The organism is Pseudomonas ekonensis (assembly GCF_019145435.1).
GTDB classification, from domain to species: Bacteria; Pseudomonadota; Gammaproteobacteria; order Pseudomonadales; family Pseudomonadaceae; genus Aquipseudomonas; species Aquipseudomonas ekonensis.
In genome coordinates this window covers 38,989-53,290 of sequence record NZ_JAHSTS010000002.1, presented here as the reverse complement: position 1 = coordinate 53,290, position 14,302 = coordinate 38,989, and the positions used below count along the sequence as shown (strand labels likewise).

Genomic DNA, 14,302 nt, shown 5'->3' with positions numbered 1-14,302 from the left:
GTTCAAGCCATGAACGGGCGTTCAATGGCAGAGTCGGCGGCCCTGTTACCCGGTTGAAGAGCGTTATGTCTGACTCACTCATGCCGCGCAGTGCGTTCCTTCGCGGTGCGGCGGCGATCATGCCGTTATCCCTGGCGACCGCGCCGTGGGGCCTGTTGGCCGGCTCCATGGCGATCGAGGCCAACCTCACCCCGCTGCAAGGGCAGGGGCTGTCGACCATCGTGTTCGCCGGCGCCGCCCAGTTGGTGGCCATCGGCATGCTCAAGGGCGGTGCCGGGCTGTTTTCCATTCTGCTGACCACGGCGCTGCTGACCTCTCAGCACTTGCTGTACGGCATGAGCATGCGTTCGGTGATTTCGCCGTTGCCCGGGCGCTGGCGCCTGGGCCTGGGCTTTCTGCTCACCGACGAACTGTTCGCCCTCACCAGCCAGCACGACCGCCAGCAGTTCAACCGTTGGTACGCCCTGGGCGTGGGCCTGACGTTCTACATCGCCTGGAACCTCTTCACCCTCGCCGGGATCGTGCTGGGCAGCAGCATTCCGGGGCTGGAGCACCTGGGCCTGGACTTCTCCATCGCCGCGACCTTCATCGCGCTGATCACCCCGGTGGTGCGCGATGTGCCGACGGTGGTCTGCGTGGCGGTGTCGCTGTTCTGCTCGGTGCTGTTCAGCTACTGGCAGTGGGGTTCGGCGCTGGTGCTCTCGGGGCTGGCCGGGATGGCGGCGGGGTTTGTCTGCAATAAACTGTATCGGGAGCGCACATGATGGTCTGGGCAGTGATCTTCGGCATGGGCCTTTTGGTGTTCCTCAACCGCTACGTGTTCCTCGAGCCGCGCTTGCCGGTGCGCCTGAGCAGCAACGCGCGGCAGTTTCTCGGGTTTGCCGTGCCGGGCATGCTGACCGCCATCTGCGGCCCGATCGTGTTCATGCCGGACAAGCAACTGAACCTGCACTGGGACAACCCCTACCTGCTCAGTTCGCTGGTGGCGGTGGGGCTGGTGATCTACACGCGCAATACGTTGCTGAGCATGCTGTTGAGCATGGCGTTCTTCTTTTTGTTGCGCTGGTGGCTGTAAGTTGCTCGTCGAAAAGTGTTCTACGCTTTAAGGATGATTGGCGACAGCGAGGCGAACATGGCGAACGAGCAAAGACCTCCGGCACCCCTCGAAGACGATGAACCGAGCGAAGAGGAGATCGAGCGGGAAAAGCACAAAGAACAGACCTGGAAACATGACGACAGCCGTGAGTTGTCCGACCGCGATCAGGAACGTCCTTTGAAACCCTGAACGGCTGAAACGGAAAAGCCCCGCATGCGCGGGGCTTTTCCGTTGACTCAGAGATCGTCCAGCTGTGTGAGATCGGGGTGGGAAGCCCGATAGCCCAAGGTCTTGTCGATCCAGGCGTTGAGCTCGTTGACCATCACCGGCGGATGGCAGGGATAGCTTTCGAGCGTGGTGCGCAGGATGCGGTCGATATCGGGTACGTCACGCAGGTTTCGGGTCTTTATGTAGTGGCCGATAAAACAGTCGAGTTGAAAGCGCTCTGTCATGGACAGGTGAATACACTCCAGGCCGCGGGCCTGTTTGATTGCAAAATCGTCGCGCAACTTGGTTCTCTGCAAGGATGTTGAGTTTGTAGGGGATTCCTGGTCTGTTGACTCTTCGGTCAACTAAAGTGCCAATTGGAAATGCGGCGCGCATGCTATCCGTAGTGCATCTAAATGTATGTATGACGATTGAAATGTCAGACAGGCGGTTAGTTCGCTCGAACGATTGTTTCACGGCGTTGTCTCGCGGTTGATACACCCCCTGTAACGCAGGGGGACAGCACGCGGATCTCTCCTCTAAATGACGTGTCGCCCCGGGGTTTATTTAATCTGTCGGTTCGATCAACTGTGCGCCCTGGTTGCGGGCGTTGCCGACGGCCTTGCCGACCTTGTGCCACTGGAAAACGCCGGCCGGTTCGGTGTCGAACAGCAGCATCTGCTCCGCCCGTTCGGCGGGCGTGGCAGGATCCAGCCATTCGTTCACCCGCTCGGCGGGCAGCACCAAGGGGCGCCGGTCATGGATATCGAGCAGGCCGCCTTCGCTGTCGGCGGTGATGATGACAAAACCGTCGTCTTCCTTTGACGGCGTGCCGGGTATCGGAAACTGGCCGATGGCGGCGCAGAAAATCGCGCCATGGTCGGCGCGACGGATCAGCCAGGGCTGTCGGCTTTTGTCGGGCCCCTCTACCCATTCGAACCAGTTGTCCACGGGTACGATCAGCCGGTGTCGCCAGATCGCCCGGAAGAACGGGCCGTGGGCGACTTTCTCCACCCGCGCGTTGATCGGCGCCGTGCGATCCTTGGCCCAGTGTGGGCGCCAGCCCCAGCGCAGGCTGTCGGCGTACAGGTGCCGTTCGTGCTGATGGAGGATGGCCAGCGACGTGGTGGGGGCGGCGTTGTAGCGGGCCAACGGCGCGTCGCCGACGTGATTGATCAGCGCATCGGGAATGCTCAGGACCGCCACGAAGTCGTGGATGCCCCGGTACTGCGACAGTCGTCCGCACATTCGCCGAACCTCCGGCAACCGGCCACTCTAACCTTGAGCTTAGTTGTCCGGTTCACGCCGTGTCGCCCTGGCCCTTGAACGTGTCGCGCCAGGCCAGGCAGCGGCGTTCCAGTGCGGCGAGCAGGCCGTCGCTGAGTTTGCCCAGCAGCGCCAGAACGATGATCGCCGCCAGTACGATGTCCGGCCGCGAGGTTTCGCGCCCATCGCTCAACAGGTAACCGAGCCCTTTGGTGGCGGCGATCAGTTCGGCGGCCACCAGAAACATCCAGGCCAGGCTCAGGCCGCTGCGCAGCCCCGTGAACAGGCCGGGCAGGGCGGCGGGCAAGAGGATCCGGCGCACCAGTTGCAGGCGGCCGAATCCGTAGATGTGCCCGACCTCCACCAGCCGGCGGTCGATGTTGCGGATCGCCGCGACGACATTGACGTACACCGGAAAGAACGCGCCGATGGCGATCAGCACGATCTTCGACGTCTCGTCGATGCCCAGCCACAGCAGCAACAGCGGCACCCAGGCCAGGCTCGGGATCGAGCGCAGCGCGGCGAAGGTCGGCTCCAGGTACGCCTCGGCCTCCCGGCTCAGGCCCACCCAGGAGGCGAACGCCAGCGCCAGGCCCGCGCCGATGGCGAAGCCCGCCAGCACGCGGATCAGGCTGGCGCCGATGTGTTTCCACAGTGCGCCTTCGGACAGCTCGGTCAGGGTCAGGGCGATCTCGCTCGGCGCCGGCATCTGATAGGCCGGCAGCCAGCCGCCGCGCACGATGATCTCCAGGGCGATGACGATCAGCAGCGGCACGGCCAGGCCTTTGAGGCGCCGTCGCCACTGCGGGTTCAGCTTTGCGGGCGGGCGGCGCGGCGACGTCAGCGCGAGGCGGGCGGGCAAGTCGTGGCTCATGGGCGGTTGTTCCTGTGCGCCGGAGCGGTCACTGGGCGGCGACGGTGGGCTGGAAGCCGGTGTCGATCAACTGGTCGATGACCTGATCGACATTCACCCCGCGGCGCACCAGCTCCTCCGACACCAGGATCGGCGCGGCGGCCTTCGACGCCAGCACATCGCCGGCAGTGAGCTGCGGACGGCCGAGATCGGTGCGCGACAGTTGCAGCCTGGCCACGTCCAGCGGCAGGCCGGATTCGTCGGCGAGCAGTTTGGCCAGTTCGTCCGGGTGCTTCACCGACCACTCGCGGGCCTGTTCGTAGGCTTTGATCACGGTGTCGAGGGTGTGCGGGTGCTCCTTGGCGAAGCGCTCGGTGACGCTCACGACCCCGTAGCTGTTGAAGTCCCGATTGCGGTACAGCAAGCGTGAACCGGCCTGGATCTGGCTGGCGGCCATGTGCGGATCGAGCCCGGCCCAAGCGTCGACATCGCCTTTCTCCAGCGCCGTGCGGCCGTCCGGGTGCTGCAGGTGCACCAGTTCGACATCGTCCTTCTTCAGCCCGGCCTGTTGCAGGCTGCGCAGGGTGAACAGGTACGGGTCGGTGCCTTTGGTGGCGGCGACCTTCTTGCCCTTGAGGTCGGCGACGGTCTGGATCGGCGAGTCCTTGCGCACCACCAGCGCAGTCCATTCGGCGCGGCTGTAGACGTACACCGACTTGATCGGGCTGCCGTTGGCCCGGCTGAGCACGGCGGCGAGGCTGGCGGAGGAGGCGAAATCGACGCCGCCGCTGTTGAGGTACTCCAGCGAACGGTTGCTGCCCTGGCTCAGCACCCAGCCGACCTTGCTCTGGGGCAGGGCCCTTTCCAGGTAGCCCAGGTGCTTGAGGGCGAGGCTGACCGGCGAGTAATAGGCATAGTCCAGGTGCACCTCCGCCGGTGGGGCTTCGGCGGCGTGGGCCGCCGGTTGCAGGCTCAGGGCTATTGCGCAGGCCGCGAGCAGGGTTTTGGCGCGGGAGAACGATTGGAAGGATGTCATCGGAGGCGCTCCGGCAAGGCTACGGGTCTTATGTCCAAATGGATGTATTGATCGAATGCTTCCTGCATGAATGGAAGGTTGCAGGCTCTGTGCCATAACCGTTTGGCCCCGTATTCATTGGGGTTTGTGTCATTTTCGGGTTCATGAAGTGTTGCCGGGAAGACACTTCGCCAAGGTGCTGTTGTGGGGCGGACAGTGCGTGATGGCCGTGCTGAGCTTATGTATAAATCGAATTTCAAAATTCATTTATAAGAGCGTTATGGTCTATGGAAAACCCGCCCACAGGTCTTTGCCATGACGTTCTCCCGTTTCCTGCGCGCCACACTGACTGGTGCTTTGTTTGCCTCGCCGCTTTCCTACGCTGCCGAACCCTTGGTCCTGCATGTCGGTGACCAGAACTACTACAACATCCGCGCATCGGTGGAGGCATCCGGCGTGCTCAAGGACGCGCCGTACACCGTGGACTGGAAACACTTCCAGGCCGCCGCGCCGTTGGCCGAGGCCTTGCAGGCCGGGTCGCTGGACCTGGGCTTTCTCGGCGACTCGGGCTTTTTGTTCCTGGCGGCCAAGCAGGCGCCGGTGAAGCTGATCGGCGTTTCGCGGCAGAACCCGGACACCATCGCCTTGTTGGTGCCCAAGGATTCGCCGGTCAAGACCGTCGCCGACCTCAAAGGCAAGAAAGTCGCCTACTGGCCCGGCGCCTGGAGCCAGCAACTGACCTTGCGGGCGCTGGAGCAGGGCGGCCTGCCGGAGGATTACGTCGACTTCGTCAAGCTCATGCCGGTGGATGCCGCCGCCGCGCTGCCTCAGGGCGGCATCGATGCGTTTCCGGTGTGGGAACCGTACATTTCGCAGCAGATCGTGTTCTCCGGAGCCCGGCCGATCCTTACGGCGAAGAACCTGATGTCGGGCCTGAGCGCCATCGCCGCGTCCGCGCCGTCCATCGACGCCAAGCGTGAGGCGATCGGCGACTTTCTTGCCCGCTTGAAGAAGGCGCGGGCCTGGGTCGACAGCCATACTGACGAGTACGCGGATCTGTGGGCGAAGAAGGCCAACCTGGATCAGGCGGTGTCGCGGCACTGGCTGCGCCAGGCGCACATGACGGTCGGCCCGGTGGACGGGCAGGCGGCCAGCGACCTGCAAGGCACGGCGGACTTCCTGTTCAAGGTCAAGGCACTGCCGGCGCCGCTGGCCACGGCGGGCATCATCGACACATCGTTCGAACAGGCGCTGGGGAACTGAGCGGGCGCCGGAACCAAACCCCGGGTAGCCTGATCCAACCCCGGTCCGTTTCGGCGGGGCGCAGGGAGGCGACGGCGGCGAGGGAGTTTTGCCAATCGACAACATGACCGTCACGGTCGGGCGCAAGGCAAGACATGAAACGTTGGTTCAGGCTGTTCAGCGTAGTGGCCGTCGCCCTCGGGCTGGCCGGGTGCATCGCCGCGCCCATCGAGATGACCCCGCAGACCGAGACCCGGCTCAAGGCCCAGGCGCCGGTGCGTTTTCTGCTGACCTTCGATGACGGCCCCAGCGCCTCCAGTTTCTGGAACCCGACCGCCACCGTGCTCGACAGCCTCAAGACCAACCCGGTGCAGCCGGATCTGAAGGCGGTGTTCTTCGTCCAGACCCGCGCCCCGCGGGCCGGCAACAGCGACATCGGCCGCAGCCTCATGCGCCGGGAGCACGCCGAAGGGCATGTGCTGGGCTTCCACACGGCGACGCCGTGGCACACCAACCACCGTTCGCTGGAGCCGGCGGAGCTCGAAGAGGCGCTGACCAACGGCACGGCGGACATCGCCGCCATCACCGGCGCGCCGCCGGTGCTGCTGCGTCCGCCGTTCTGGAACTACGACAAGCGCACGTTCGCCGCCTATCAGCGCCACGGCCTGAGCGTGCTGCTGACGGACCTTAGCGCCAACGACGGCAAGATCTGGGGCTTCAACGCCAGCCCCAGGCGCCGGGCGAACATGCTGCGCCAGTTGTCGGAAGTCCGCGAGCGCATCGCCCTCGGCGAGTTGCCGACGGTTGACGGGGTGATTCCGGTGGTGGTGACGTTCCATGACCTGAACCGCTACACCGCGCGCCATGCCCGCGAGTACTTGCAGATCCTGCTCGACAGCGCCGCCGCCACCGGCGTGCGGCTGGCGGACAAGCCGTTCTATGACGACCATGCGGCGCTGGAGAAAGCGGCGCTGGCCCGCACCGTGCGTCAGAGTTCGGATCCGGTGCGCCTGCCGGGGATCTGGAACTGGATCTGGGACCGCAACGCCCACTGACGGGCGGTGTGCCAGAGATGTGAAACGGTTGGCATTTGCTGACGCGGCAAAGGGCGGCAGGCTCATCTATGCTCAACGGGTCGACTGATCAGACGCCTGTGAGGCGTGCGCCCATGCTTGCCATCGCCGATATTTGCCGCATCGTGGAGTCCGGGTTCCGGCCCTTGTATTGCGACTGCACCGAAAATGCCCAGGGTCTATTGCAGATCAAGGTGTACGAGCCTGAAAGCGGGCGTGTCGACCTGCTGCTCAACGGTGTTTCGCCGGAGCATCTGGTCACCATTCGTGACATTTCCAACTTCATCGGTGAACTGCGCACCGAAATGAGCGCCGGGCGCCGGGCGTTCGCCGGCTGAACGCTCAGAGCCGACGCCGGAAGGCGCGGACAATGCGCAAGGTCGCCTCGCTCACGTTCAGGGTGTGCACCGTGTCCAGCGGCTGCCACAGGCAATCGACGATCTCGTTCTCTGGCCGGGCCAGGCCCGGATCCGGCACACACGCCTCATAGACGTGGTGGCGGGTGCTGCCGGTCTGCAGCGCCATCAGGTACAGCATTTGCTCGGCGTCCAGGCCGGTTTCCTCCAACAGTTCCCGCGCAGCGGCCTGCGTCCGCGTCTCGCCGGGCTCGACCTTGCCGCCGGGCAGCGTCCAGCGGCAATGGGCCTTGCGCACCAGGAGAATGTGCCGCTCCTGTTCGCAGATCACGGTTGCACGTACTTTCATTTGTTACCCGATTGCCGTTTGTCATAAATCTGTCACGCATCTGCAATATCCGCGCCGCGCAAGGGCTTAGAGGTTCTGAGGGGCGACAGGTCACAAAAGTGCCGCAGACTTGACGTGGGCCGGTGCGACGTCCGGTCGGCACAGTGCTGCGGTGCGGGTGTAAGGTGCAGGCGTGAAACTGTTTCATCGCGAGCGGACAGGAGGTGCCTATGAGCATTGCGATGTTGAACAAGATGCACATGAACGGTTACGACGTGCTCAGCGTCAACAACGGCCCTTGGCGGGTCTGCACCGAGGGCGACCGGCTGGCGTCGTTCGCCAGCCGGGAAGAGGCGCTGGCGTATGCCGCCGCGCTGCCGGGCTACAAGAGCCGCACCCGTGCCCGCCGGTCGGGCTGAGGGGCCGAGGCTCTCAAGGCCATGACGCAAAAGCCCCGGATGTCCGGGGCTTTTTGTTGGGTGTCTGGTCAGATGGCGGGGCTCAGTGCACCTTGATCCGGCTGATGGCCCGGGCTTTCACTTCCCTGGCGTAGAGTTGCAGGCGTTCCTCGTCGCTTTGCAGCACTTCGCAGGACCTGAGCACCGCCTGGGCGTCCGCTTCGTTGCCGGACTTGCGCAATTGCTCGGCGATGCGCTTGAGGTCGACCGCCGACCACCTGAGGTCCGACGCGACGCTCTGCAGGTCGCGCTGTAGTTCGTGTTCGTATTCGTTGAGCCGCATGATCACCTCCGGAACATTCTCGGTACAGAAGAGTAGCCGCATTTTCGGGGTGCGGGGCAAGGGTCGCCTGTCGGCGGGCTGAACGGATGCCGATCAGGCTTCGGGGCCGTGGCGGCGGGGCTGAAGGCAGTGCGCCACGATGGATGTCCGCACAGTTACAGGGTACATTCGCGTTTTTTGACGATGAAGGACTCACCATGCGGATGTTGATCGGGGGCATGCTGTTGGCGGCGTTGGCCGGTTGTTCGTTGCCGGCCTCGTTGGTGCCGGGCGAACCGAATGTCAGCAAGACCAGCGCGAAGGCACCCAAGGATTACGCCGCCTGCGTGCTGCCGCTGTGGCAGCAGGACATCCCCAAGACCAGCCAGACCGCCATCTCCAACGGCTACCGCATCACCGCGCCGAGCATCGTCACGGCGGACGAGATCCTGGACATCGTCAAGTACAAGGACGGCAGCCGGGTGTCGCTGTACCAGGGGCCGCCTTGGGCCAAGTCCGGGTCGTTGCGCAAGGCCGTGCGCGATTGCCTCTGAGGGCGGTCGGGCCTGCGTGAAAAAAGCGGAAACCGGGTGACGGTTTCCGCTTTTTTTTGCCTGTGCGCCGAGGATCAGTCGGAAAGGTCGACGAGGGGGATCGAGGCGCCGCCGGCCTTTCTGTCGCGCCGCTCCTGCATCCAGTCTTCCACCTGGCTGCCGAACTGCGGCGGTGCCTTGCGGCCCACCCTTCTGGCGATGTCGAGGATGGTCTGCTGGGCGAGCGCTTCTTCCATGCGCTTTTGCGCAGTCATCATCGCTGCGTGGATCGAGCAGGTGCCTTCCACCGCCCAGTCCGGCGGCGACCCCTCGAACAAGGCGCAGCGGCCGCGGATGTCGCGGCATTCGAAAATGTTCTTGGGCCCGTCGATGGCGTTGACGATGTCGAGCAGGGTGATCTCGTCCGCCGGCCGCGCCAGGGTGAAGCCGCCGCGCACGCCGCCGGTGGCGGTCACCAGTTTGCCCTTGGCCAGTTTGGTGAAGATCTTGGCCAGGTAGTCCAACGGCACGCCTTGCAGGTCCGCCAAGTCGCGCACGCTCGCCTCGCGGCTGTCGCCGCCGTTGCCCACCAGAAAGATCAGGCAGTGGATGCCGTATTCGACCCCCGCACTGTAAAGCGACATAGCTATCTCCGACTTCAGTTGTCGCCGATGTTAACAGGCCTTGGAGGGGGCAGCAAATGCGGAGGCGCAGGGGATTTCTGTCTGGCGAGTAGGGCTTTTCGGCTTATTCCCGAGAAATGAAGCGTCGTAGCCAGGCTGATTTGTGCGAATAACTATCGAAGTTTTCGATTTCAATGATCGCAAAATCTGACTTGTCGATTCTAAAGGCGACCAATAGAGTCGCCGTTGTCGAAAGGGATGCCGACTGCGCCTGAATCCTCGAAGCGCAGGTCGGCACCCGGCGGGCATGACTCGCCCAACCTATTTCCATGACTTGGCCACGTGCCGGGAGACAACGATGAAACAGCACATTCTGGTGATCGGCGCAGGTTTCGGTGGCATGTGGAGCGCATTGAGCGCCACCCGCCTGGTGGACATCCACAACCGGGACAACATCGACGTGACCGTCCTGGCGCCGCAGGCCGAGCTGCGCGTGCGCCCGCGCTTCTACGAACCGAACGCCCACCAACTGGCCGCGCCGCTCGGCGAACTGTTCGAAGCGGTCGGCGTTCACTTCATCAAGGGCGCGGCGCACACCATCGACGTGCAGGCCAGGACCGTGGGCTACACCGACGCTGCCGGCGCCGGGCAGGTCTTCCATTACGACAAGCTGGTGCTGGCCTCGGGCAGCGGCCTGGCCCTGCCGGACACCCCGGGCGTGGCGCAGCATGCGTTCGATGTCGACCAGATCGAGTCGGCGATCCGCCTGGAGAACCACCTCAAGGCCCTGGCCGAGCGCCCCCAAAGCCCGGCGCGCAACACCGTGGTGGTGGCCGGCGGCGGCTTCACCGGGATCGAGACGGCGACCGAAATGCCGGCGCGCCTTCGCGAAGTGCTCGGCGACCAGGCGGACATCCGGGTGATCGTCGTGGACCGCGGGCAGAAGATCGGCGTGTCCATGGGCGAGGCCATCAGCGTGAAGATCGCCGAGGCCAGTGAAGAACTGGGCGTCGAATGGCGACTGGGTGTGTCGGTGCTGTCGGTTGATGAGAACGGTGTGACCCTGTCCGACGGCCAGCGCATCGAGGCGAACACCGTGGTCTGGACCACCGGCGTGCGCGCCAGTTCCCTGACCGGGCAGATTCCCGCCGAGCGCGACCGTCAGGGGCGCCTGCACGTCGATGCGCACCTGAAAGTGATCGGCCAGGACGACATCTTCGCCACCGGCGATGTGGCCTACGCCGCCACCGACGACATCGGCAACTTCGCCCTGATGACCTGCCAGCACGCCATCTCGCTGGGCCGGCATGCGGGCAACAACGTGGCCGCGCAGATCCTCGGGGTCGAGCCGACGCCGTACAGCCAGCCCAAATACGTCACCTGCCTGGACCTGGGCGCGTGGGGCGCGGTGTACACCGAAGGCTGGGACCGCCAGGTGAAGCTGGAGAAGCAAGAGGGCAAGTCGCTCAAGACCCAGATCAACACCCAGTGGATTTACCCGCCGGCGGCCGACCGCGCCGTGGCGCTGGCGGCGGCGGATCCGATGATCCCCGTGGTCGCCTGATCACTGCGTAAAGCCACAGGATCCCGCCCTCGACTGAGTTCGAGGGCGGGATTTTTTTTGCCCGCGCGCAGGCTATGACCAAAAGTCATTGCCCCATGATTTTTAATGGTTACGGCCTGCCCGGACCCCGATGCTAAAAAATCGCAAACACAGCTCATCAATAACAACCAGAGAGCGTTTGCAGCCATGTCCCCATTGCCCCGCCACGTCTCCCCGCGTCCGTTATTGATCCCTCCGCGCCACCCAGAGTAATGACAGATGAAAGAACTCGACCTGTACATCGGTGAAGGTTTCGAAGGCCCGGGCGTGAACGCCGCGCACATCAATATCCTGATCGGCCCGCGCAACGGCCCCGCCGGGCAGGCGTTCGCCAACAGCCTGGCGTCGCCGAGCCAGGGCCATTGCCCGTTCATGGTGATCGCCCAGCCGAACATCCCGGTCAAACCGATGACCCTCTACGTGAACAAAGCCGCCATCGTCGGCGACCTGCACGGCAACGCCACCTGGGGCGCGTCCCAGGCCGGGATCGCCAAGGCCGTGCTCGAAGCGCTGCTCGACGGCACGCTGCCGCCGGAGGCCGAGGACGAGTGGGCGATCGTCACCGCCAACTGGGTCAACCCGGCCTGCGACGACCTCGATGCGGTGTACCTGAACAACTACAACGCCTGCCGCACCGCGATCCGCGCCGCCCTGACCGGCAAGCCGGAAACCGCGCAGCTCAAGGATGTGGTCAACCACATCGGCAACCCTTTCTACACCCCCAAAGCCTGAGGTCCGCGCCATGCAATACATCCGTTTGGGCAACTCCGGCCTGCAAGTCTCCCGCCTGTGCCTGGGCACCATGAACATGGGCACCCCGGACTGGAAACCGTGGATCTTCAACGAAAAGCAGAGCGAGCCGATCGTGGCCCACGCCTTGGCCAACGGCGTCAACTTCATCGACCTGGCGGACTTCTACTCCGCCGGCGTCGGCGAGGAAGTGGTGGGGCGCATCGTCAAGCGCCTGGCCCGGCGCGAGGACCTGGTGATCACCACCAAGGTCGGCTACGGCACCCGCACCGGCCTCAACGCCAGCGGCCATTCGCGCAAGCACATCATGGACAGCATCGACGCTTCGCTGAAGCGCCTGGACATGGATTACGTCGACGTGTTCATGCTGCATTACTTCGACATCAACACCCCGGTGGAAGAGACCATGGGCGCGCTGAACGACATCGTGCGTTCGGGCAAGGCGCGCTACATCGGTGTGTCCACCATGCTCACCGGCCAGTTGGCCAAGCTCCTCATGGCTTGCGAGCGCAACGGCTGGGTCAAGCCGATCAACATGCAGCTGCAACTGAACTGCGCCTACCGCGAGGAAGAGCGCGAGATGATCCCGTTCTGCCGCGACCAGGGCATCGGCGTGTCGGTGTTCAGCCCGCTGGCCCGGGGCCTGCTGACCGGCGACGTGCAGTCGACCCGCAACCAGACCGACTTCTTCACCCAACAGATGTACAGCGACGAGGCCTCGTTCGAGATCGCCCGTTCGGTGCAGCGCGTGGCCCGCGCCCGCGGCGTGTCGAACGCGCAGATCGCCCAGGCCTGGGTCGCCAGCCATCCGGGCGTGGATTGCATGCTGGTCGGCGCCGACACCACCGCACAGTTCGACAGCGCCCTGGCGGCGCTGGACACCCGGCTTGATGCCGAGGAACGGCATGAGCTGGAGCGCAACTACACCCCGTGCGACGTGATCAACGATTACACCGCCGGCAAGCGCATCCTGCGTACGCCGCGTCCGGGCCAGGAGCGCTTCACCTTGCAGGAGGCGGTGGCATGAGCGGGCTGATCCGTCACGGCAATTTCATCGACGGCCAATGGGGGCAGGGCGGGGCGACCTACCCGGTGCTCAACCCGGCCAACGGTGAGGTGATCGCCGAGGTGCAAAAGGCCGGCGCCGAAGAAACCCGCCTGGCCATCGAAGCCGCCGACCGTGCGTTGCCGGCCTGGCGCAAGCTCACCGCCAAGGAGCGCAGCCAGCGGCTCAAGCGCTGGAGCGAACTGATGCTCGCCCACCAGCAGGAACTGGCCACTTTGCTCAGCCGCGAGCAGGGCAAGCCGTTGGCCGAAGCCAAGGGTGAAGTGGTCTACGCCGCGAGTTTCCTGGAGTGGTTCGGCGAGGAGGCCAAGCGCGCCTACGGCGATGTGATCCCGAGCCACAAGGCCGATGCCCGCATCATCGTGACCAAGGAGGCCATCGGCGTGGTCGCTGCGATCACCCCATGGAACTTCCCGTTGGCGATGGTCACCCGCAAGGTCGGTCCGGCGCTGGCGGCCGGTTGCACGATGATTCTCAAACCGTCGGAGGAAACCCCGCTGTCGGCCTTCGCCCTGGCGGTGCTGGCCGAGCAGGCCGGAATTCCGGGCGGGGTGTTCAACATCGTCTCCGGCGATGCGGTGGCCATCGGCGGCGCGCTGCAGGCGTCCGGCGTGGTGCGCAAGCTGTCGTTCACCGGCTCCACCCGCACCGGCAAGCTGCTGATGCGCCAGGCCGCCGACACCCTGAAGAAGGTCTCGCTGGAGCTGGGCGGCAACGCACCGTTCATTGTGTTCGACGACGCCGACCTCGACGCCGCCGTCAAAGGCGCGATGGCCTCCAAGTTCCGCAACACCGGGCAGACCTGCGTCTGCGTGAACCGCTTCTTCGTTCAGGACGGCGTCTTCGAAGCCTTCACCGGCAAGCTCGCCGAGGCGGTCGCCGCCATGCGGGTCGGCCCTGCGCTGGAGGGCGACACCGAACAGGGCCCGCTGATCAACGCTGCCGCCCTGGCCAAGGTCGAGACCCACGTCAGCGATGCGCTGGCCAAGGGCGCCACGCTGTTGTGCGGTGGCCGCCGGCATGCCCTCGGCGGCACGTTCTACGAGCCGACCATCCTCACCGACGCCACGGGCGACATGCTCATCGCCCAGGACGAGACCTTCGGCCCGGTGGCCGCCTGCTTCCGCTTCAAGGATGAGGCCCAGGTGCTGGCGGCGGCCAACGACACGCCGTTCGGCCTGTCGGCGTACTTCTACAGCCGCGACATCGGCCGGGTCTGGCGCATGGCCGAAGGCCTGGAGGCCGGGATGGTCGGGATCAACGAAGGGATCATCTCCACGGAAGTTGCGCCGTTCGGCGGCATCAAGGAATCGGGCCTGGGGCGCGAGGGTTCGAAGTACGGTCTGGAGGACTACCTGGAGATCAAGTACCTGCTGATGGGCGGGCTCTAGCCCGCTCCCACAGGATCGCGGGCGCGTGCAGGGGTTGTGGTCGCCGCCAAACAATGTGGGGGCGGGCTTGACCGCGAAGGCCGTGTGTCGGGCAACGCTCCGTTCACTGACACACCGCCGCCACAGCGATTCATGAAGCAAGCGCAATCGGTTTCTCCGTCAATAACAACAATTGGAGAC

At 64.7% G+C, this 14,302-nt stretch carries 19 protein-coding genes; 12 read left to right on the top strand and 7 right to left on the bottom strand.

What is annotated here, in order from left to right; all coding sequences use genetic code 11:
* Positions 1-65 precede the first annotated feature (65 nt).
* From KVG96_RS13110 to KVG96_RS13100, 3 genes are read left to right on the top strand one after another with little or no spacing between them, the layout of a single operon-like run.
* Positions 66-764 carry an AzlC family ABC transporter permease gene (locus KVG96_RS13110; RefSeq protein ID WP_217892528.1) on the top strand — a complete coding sequence of 233 codons (699 nt, stop codon included), beginning with the start codon at positions 66-68 and terminating at the stop codon, positions 762-764.
* A complete protein-coding gene (locus KVG96_RS13105) occupies positions 764-1,075 on the top strand; it encodes an AzlD domain-containing protein (RefSeq protein WP_170930293.1) in 312 nt (103 codons plus the stop codon). The genes KVG96_RS13110 and KVG96_RS13105 overlap by 1 nt, the downstream gene beginning before the upstream one ends.
* A gap of 57 nt (positions 1,076-1,132) precedes the next feature.
* Positions 1,133-1,285: a hypothetical protein gene (locus tag KVG96_RS13100; protein ID WP_217892527.1), complete on the top strand. Its 153-nt coding sequence runs from the start codon at positions 1,133-1,135 to the stop codon at positions 1,283-1,285.
* 47 nt (positions 1,286-1,332) lie between these two features.
* On the opposite strand, the gene KVG96_RS13095 is transcribed toward KVG96_RS13100, so the two are convergent.
* The 4 genes from KVG96_RS13095 to KVG96_RS13080 form a co-directional block, all read right to left on the bottom strand.
* Positions 1,333-1,605 (bottom strand): hypothetical protein, encoded by a 273-nt coding sequence (locus KVG96_RS13095; RefSeq protein WP_217892526.1) that lies wholly within the window; start codon positions 1,603-1,605, stop codon positions 1,333-1,335.
* 265 nt (positions 1,606-1,870) lie between these two features.
* Complete coding sequence (locus KVG96_RS13090; protein WP_217892525.1) at positions 1,871-2,551, bottom strand: SOS response-associated peptidase; 681 nt, start codon at positions 2,549-2,551, stop codon at positions 1,871-1,873.
* A gap of 52 nt (positions 2,552-2,603) precedes the next feature.
* Positions 2,604-3,443 carry an ABC transporter permease gene (locus tag KVG96_RS13085; RefSeq protein WP_217892524.1) on the bottom strand — a complete coding sequence of 280 codons (840 nt, stop codon included), beginning with the start codon at positions 3,441-3,443 and terminating at the stop codon, positions 2,604-2,606.
* A gap of 28 nt (positions 3,444-3,471) precedes the next feature.
* Entirely contained in the window at positions 3,472-4,458 is a 987-nt protein-coding gene (locus KVG96_RS13080; RefSeq protein WP_217892523.1) for an aliphatic sulfonate ABC transporter substrate-binding protein, read from the bottom strand.
* Positions 4,459-4,752: 294 nt separating this feature from the next.
* Between KVG96_RS13080 and KVG96_RS13075 the strand changes: the two genes are divergently transcribed.
* The 3 genes from KVG96_RS13075 (at position 4,753) to KVG96_RS13065 (ending at position 7,090) form a co-directional block, all read left to right on the top strand.
* Positions 4,753-5,700 carry an ABC transporter substrate-binding protein gene (locus KVG96_RS13075; RefSeq protein ID WP_217892522.1) on the top strand — a complete coding sequence of 316 codons (948 nt, stop codon included), beginning with the start codon at positions 4,753-4,755 and terminating at the stop codon, positions 5,698-5,700.
* A gap of 134 nt (positions 5,701-5,834) precedes the next feature.
* On the top strand, positions 5,835-6,734 hold the full coding sequence (locus tag KVG96_RS13070) for a polysaccharide deacetylase family protein (protein WP_217892521.1): 900 nt from the start codon (positions 5,835-5,837) through the stop codon (positions 6,732-6,734).
* Between the two features lie 113 nt (positions 6,735-6,847).
* Complete coding sequence (locus tag KVG96_RS13065; protein ID WP_085586414.1) at positions 6,848-7,090, top strand: DUF1652 domain-containing protein; 243 nt, start codon at positions 6,848-6,850, stop codon at positions 7,088-7,090.
* 4 nt (positions 7,091-7,094) lie between these two features.
* On the opposite strand, the gene KVG96_RS13060 is transcribed toward KVG96_RS13065, so the two are convergent.
* The gene (locus tag KVG96_RS13060) at positions 7,095-7,457 is read right to left on the bottom strand and encodes an NUDIX hydrolase (protein WP_217892520.1); all 363 of its coding nucleotides are present in this window, start codon (positions 7,455-7,457) and stop codon (positions 7,095-7,097) included.
* Positions 7,458-7,666: 209 nt separating this feature from the next.
* On the opposite strand from KVG96_RS13060, the gene KVG96_RS13055 reads away from it, so the two are divergent.
* Entirely contained in the window at positions 7,667-7,855 is a 189-nt protein-coding gene (locus tag KVG96_RS13055) for a DUF2188 domain-containing protein (protein ID WP_085633250.1), read from the top strand.
* A gap of 82 nt (positions 7,856-7,937) precedes the next feature.
* On the opposite strand, the gene KVG96_RS13050 is transcribed toward KVG96_RS13055, so the two are convergent.
* Entirely contained in the window at positions 7,938-8,177 is a 240-nt protein-coding gene (locus tag KVG96_RS13050) for a hypothetical protein (protein ID WP_217892519.1), read from the bottom strand.
* Positions 8,178-8,374: 197 nt separating this feature from the next.
* Between KVG96_RS13050 and KVG96_RS13045 the strand changes: the two genes are divergently transcribed.
* Positions 8,375-8,710: a hypothetical protein gene (locus KVG96_RS13045; protein ID WP_217892518.1), complete on the top strand. Its 336-nt coding sequence runs from the start codon at positions 8,375-8,377 to the stop codon at positions 8,708-8,710.
* Positions 8,711-8,784: 74 nt separating this feature from the next.
* Here the strand turns inward: KVG96_RS13045 and KVG96_RS13040 are convergent, their stop codons facing one another.
* The gene (locus KVG96_RS13040) at positions 8,785-9,333 is read right to left on the bottom strand and encodes an RrF2 family transcriptional regulator (protein WP_217892517.1); all 549 of its coding nucleotides are present in this window, start codon (positions 9,331-9,333) and stop codon (positions 8,785-8,787) included.
* Positions 9,334-9,670: 337 nt separating this feature from the next.
* On the opposite strand from KVG96_RS13040, the gene KVG96_RS13035 reads away from it, so the two are divergent.
* The 4 genes from KVG96_RS13035 to KVG96_RS13020 all read left to right on the top strand — a co-directional run bounded on the left by KVG96_RS13035 (position 9,671) and on the right by KVG96_RS13020 (position 14,122).
* Positions 9,671-10,876 (top strand): NAD(P)/FAD-dependent oxidoreductase, encoded by a 1,206-nt coding sequence (locus KVG96_RS13035; RefSeq protein ID WP_217892516.1) that lies wholly within the window; start codon positions 9,671-9,673, stop codon positions 10,874-10,876.
* A 258-nt stretch (positions 10,877-11,134) separates the two neighbouring features.
* Positions 11,135-11,647 (top strand): formaldehyde-activating enzyme, encoded by a 513-nt coding sequence (fae, locus tag KVG96_RS13030; protein WP_085586428.1) that lies wholly within the window; start codon positions 11,135-11,137, stop codon positions 11,645-11,647.
* A gap of 10 nt (positions 11,648-11,657) precedes the next feature.
* Positions 11,658-12,692, top strand: a complete 1,035-nt coding sequence (locus KVG96_RS13025) for an aldo/keto reductase (RefSeq protein ID WP_217892515.1) — start codon at positions 11,658-11,660, stop codon at positions 12,690-12,692.
* Positions 12,689-14,122, top strand: coding sequence for an NAD-dependent succinate-semialdehyde dehydrogenase (locus tag KVG96_RS13020; protein WP_217892514.1), 1,434 nt, complete (start codon positions 12,689-12,691; stop codon positions 14,120-14,122). The genes KVG96_RS13025 and KVG96_RS13020 overlap by 4 nt, the downstream gene beginning before the upstream one ends.
* The last annotated feature ends 180 nt before the right edge of the window (positions 14,123-14,302 follow it).

What these genes read in the sequence shown, in the direction of transcription:
- KVG96_RS13110 (WP_217892528.1), top strand. Translation starts at nt 66, where the DNA reads ATGTCTGACTCACTCATGCCGCGCAGTGCGTTCCTTCGCGGTGCGGCG.
- KVG96_RS13105 (WP_170930293.1), top strand. Translation starts at nt 764, where the DNA reads ATGGTCTGGGCAGTGATCTTCGGCATGGGCCTTTTGGTGTTCCTCAAC.
- KVG96_RS13100 (WP_217892527.1), top strand. Translation starts at nt 1,133, where the DNA reads ATGGCGAACGAGCAAAGACCTCCGGCACCCCTCGAAGACGATGAACCG.
- KVG96_RS13090 (WP_217892525.1), bottom strand. Translation starts at nt 2,551, where the DNA reads ATGTGCGGACGACTGTCGCAGTACCGGGGCATCCACGACTTCGTGGCG.
- KVG96_RS13085 (WP_217892524.1), bottom strand. Translation starts at nt 3,443, where the DNA reads ATGAGCCACGACTTGCCCGCCCGCCTCGCGCTGACGTCGCCGCGCCGC.
- KVG96_RS13080 (WP_217892523.1), bottom strand. Translation starts at nt 4,458, where the DNA reads ATGACATCCTTCCAATCGTTCTCCCGCGCCAAAACCCTGCTCGCGGCC.
- KVG96_RS13075 (WP_217892522.1), top strand. Translation starts at nt 4,753, where the DNA reads ATGACGTTCTCCCGTTTCCTGCGCGCCACACTGACTGGTGCTTTGTTT.
- KVG96_RS13070 (WP_217892521.1), top strand. Translation starts at nt 5,835, where the DNA reads ATGAAACGTTGGTTCAGGCTGTTCAGCGTAGTGGCCGTCGCCCTCGGG.
- KVG96_RS13065 (WP_085586414.1), top strand. Translation starts at nt 6,848, where the DNA reads ATGCTTGCCATCGCCGATATTTGCCGCATCGTGGAGTCCGGGTTCCGG.
- KVG96_RS13060 (WP_217892520.1), bottom strand. Translation starts at nt 7,457, where the DNA reads ATGAAAGTACGTGCAACCGTGATCTGCGAACAGGAGCGGCACATTCTC.
- KVG96_RS13055 (WP_085633250.1), top strand. Translation starts at nt 7,667, where the DNA reads ATGAGCATTGCGATGTTGAACAAGATGCACATGAACGGTTACGACGTG.
- KVG96_RS13050 (WP_217892519.1), bottom strand. Translation starts at nt 8,177, where the DNA reads ATGCGGCTCAACGAATACGAACACGAACTACAGCGCGACCTGCAGAGC.
- KVG96_RS13045 (WP_217892518.1), top strand. Translation starts at nt 8,375, where the DNA reads ATGCGGATGTTGATCGGGGGCATGCTGTTGGCGGCGTTGGCCGGTTGT.
- KVG96_RS13040 (WP_217892517.1), bottom strand. Translation starts at nt 9,333, where the DNA reads ATGTCGCTTTACAGTGCGGGGGTCGAATACGGCATCCACTGCCTGATC.
- KVG96_RS13035 (WP_217892516.1), top strand. Translation starts at nt 9,671, where the DNA reads ATGAAACAGCACATTCTGGTGATCGGCGCAGGTTTCGGTGGCATGTGG.
- fae (WP_085586428.1), top strand. Translation starts at nt 11,135, where the DNA reads ATGAAAGAACTCGACCTGTACATCGGTGAAGGTTTCGAAGGCCCGGGC.
- KVG96_RS13025 (WP_217892515.1), top strand. Translation starts at nt 11,658, where the DNA reads ATGCAATACATCCGTTTGGGCAACTCCGGCCTGCAAGTCTCCCGCCTG.
- KVG96_RS13020 (WP_217892514.1), top strand. Translation starts at nt 12,689, where the DNA reads ATGAGCGGGCTGATCCGTCACGGCAATTTCATCGACGGCCAATGGGGG.